Source organism: Pseudomonas sp. Pseusp97 (assembly GCF_047304025.1).
Lineage (GTDB): Bacteria > Pseudomonadota > Gammaproteobacteria > Pseudomonadales > Pseudomonadaceae > Pseudomonas.
On the sequence record NZ_JBGLYK010000379.1, the window covers coordinates 1 to 2716 of the forward strand.

The 2716-nt window shown below is 69.4% G+C and carries 3 protein-coding genes; all 3 read left to right on the forward strand.

Features of this window, described 5'->3' with window-relative positions; all coding sequences use genetic code 11:
- Positions 1–178 precede the first annotated feature (178 nt).
- Complete coding sequence (locus ACCC94_RS29075) at positions 179–856, forward strand: ABC transporter permease (protein WP_413353046.1); 678 nt, start codon at positions 179–181, stop codon at positions 854–856.
- Entirely contained in the window at positions 853–1686 is an 834-nt protein-coding gene (locus tag ACCC94_RS29080) for an ABC transporter permease (protein WP_413353047.1), read from the forward strand. Before ACCC94_RS29075 ends, ACCC94_RS29080 begins: the two co-directional genes overlap by 4 nt.
- The coding region (locus ACCC94_RS29085; RefSeq protein WP_413353048.1) for an ATP-binding cassette domain-containing protein at positions 1683–2716 on the forward strand (1034 nt) is incomplete at its 3' end. The genes ACCC94_RS29080 and ACCC94_RS29085, both read left to right, overlap by 4 nt.

A 2716-nucleotide genomic window follows, 5' to 3' on the forward strand; every position in this document is an offset into this window, starting at 1 on the left:
GGCGTACAGCAGCACATTCATTGCTTGGCTGGCTCCAGGTAGACCTCGGCGTAGCTGTCGTTGAGGCTGGTGGCGCTACCTCGCGCAGATCGCTCACCTCGACCTGGGCTACTCCTACCGCAACCAGGAAGGCGTCTGGCAACTGATCGCCGAGCGCCTGCCGGCCACGCTGCTGTTGATGGGATCGGCCTTCGCCGTGTCGCTCACCCTGGGCGTGACCCTCGGCGTGCTCGCCGCGCGCAGCCAGCAGGGCAGCGGCCGCCTCGACCGCTTCATTGGCCGCGCCGTCTGGGTGCTGTTCGCTACGCCACCGTTCTGGCTGGCCCTGCTGCTGGTGCTGCTGTTCTCCGTGCAGCTCGGCTGGCTGCCGGCCTTCGGCATGCAGAGCGTCGGTGCCGACCTGAGCGGCTGGGACTGGTGGGCGGATCGCCTCGGCCATCTGCTGCTGCCGTGCCTGTCGCTGAGCTTCCTCTCGCTGGCGATGTACGTGCACCTGACGCGCAGCGCCATGCTCGACATCCTGCCCCAGGAACATGTGCGCCTCGCCCGCGCCAAGGGGCTGGGCGAAGGGCGAATCCTGCTCGCCCATGTGCTACGCAATGCCCTGGTACCGGTGGTGACCTTCGCCGGCCTGCAGCTCGGCCAACTCGCCAGTGGCGCGTTGCTGATCGAGGTTGTCTACGCCTGGCCGGGCATCGGCCGGCTGCTCTACGACGCGCTCAGCCAGCGTGATTACGCGCTGCTGCTGGGTGTGTTCCTGGTGATCTCCTGCCTGGTGGTGGCGTTCAACTTCCTCACCGATCTGCTCTGCCGCCTGTTGGACCCGCGCATCGGCGCGGCGGGGGAGGTGCGATGAGCCTGCGCCTTGCCTTCCTCCGTCCCGGCGCGCTGCTGGCCGCCGGCTTCCTGGTCCTGCTGTCGCTGTCGGCACTGCTGGCGCCCTGGCTGTGCTCGGCTTCGCCCTGGGAGATGCTGGCGCGGCCGCTGATCCCACCGTTCAACGTCGCCAGCCACTGGCTGGGCACCGACATGCTCGGCCGCGATATCGCTATAGGGCTGCTTTACGGCGCTCGCACTTCGCTGACCGTGGGGCTGCTGGCGACGCTGGCGACCCTGCTGCCGGCACTGCTGATTGGCGCCACCGCCGGCTATTTCGGCGGCTGGATCGACGAGCTGCTGATGCGCATCGCGGAGTGCTTCCAGATCATTCCGCAGCTCGTCCTGGCGGTGGTGCTGGTGGCGCTGATGGAACCCTCGGTGGGCTCGGTGGTGCTCGCTCTCGCGCTGGTGGCCTGGCCTCCGGTGGCGCGGCTGGTGCGCAGCGAATTCATGAGCCTGCGCCAGCGCGAGTTCGTCCAGGCGGCGCTGGTGCTCGGCCAGCGCCCGGCGCGCATCGTCTTCGTGCAGATCCTGCCCAACGCGCTGTCGCCACTGCTGGTAAGCCTGACCTTCATCCTGGCTGCCGCCATCCTCACCGAAGCCGCGCTGGCCTTCCTCGGCCTGGGCGATCCGGAAGCGATGAGCTGGGGCTACATGATCAATGCCTCGCGCAATCTGCTGCGCGAAGCCCCTTCGATGAGCCTGCTGCCGGGCGTGGCGATCCTGCTCACGGTGCTCTCGGTGCAGCGCGTCGGCGAAGCGCTGCGCGAAGCCGTGCAGGCGCCCGGCCACGGAGGACGGCCATGAGCGAGCAACTACTGGAAGTGCGCGACCTGCGCATCGACCTGCCGGCGGGCGGCGACCGTGCCAGCGCGGTCAGCGGTTTGTCCGTCGACCTGGCGGCCGGTGAAGTACTCTGTGTGGTCGGCGAATCCGGCTCGGGCAAGTCGATGCTGGCCAATGCCATCCTGCGCCTGCTGCCGGCGCACCTGAAGCCGGTGGCAGGCAGCATCCGCTTTCGCGGTGAGGACCTGGCGGGGCGCAGCGAGGAGGGCATGCGGGAGCTGCGCGGCAAGGACATCGCCATGGTGTTCCAGGAACCGATGAGCGCGCTCAACCCGCTTATGAGCATCGGCCGGCAGATCGACGAGAGCCTGCGTGCCCACGGCGTGGCGCAGGCCGCGAAGCGCCGCGAGCGAGTGCTCGACCTGCTCGGCTACGTCGGCCTGCCCGAACCGCAGACCCTCTACCACGCCTATCCCTTCCAGCTCTCCGGCGGCCAGCGCCAGCGGGTGGTGATCGCCATCGCCCTGGCGCTGGAGCCGGCGCTGCTGATCGCCGACGAGCCGACCTCGGCGCTGGACGTCAGCACCCAGGCGCAGGTGCTCGACCTGCTGCGGCGCATCCGCCGCGAGAAGGGCATGGCGGTGCTGCTGATCACCCATGATTTCGCCGTGGTGGAGGCCATCGCCGACCGCGTGCTGGTGATGGAAAAGGGCCGCGTCGTCGAACAGGGCGCGCTGCGCCAGGTACTGGATGCTCCGCAGCATTCCTACACCCGCCAGTTGCTGGCGGCGTTGAACCATGCTCCGCGCGGCCCGCGCCGCTTCGCCGCGGACGCCGCGCCGCTGCTGGAAGTGGCCGGCCTGCACAAGCACTACGACAGCCGCCAGGGGCTCTGGCGCCGGCGTCGGGTCACCGCGCTGGTTGACGCATCCTTCAGTCTGCGCCCCGGCGAGTGCCTGGGCATAGTCGGCGAGTCCGGCTCGGGCAAGACCACCCTGGGCCGCGCGCTGGTGCGCCTGCTGCGCCCGGACGGCGGGCAGCTGTCTCTAAA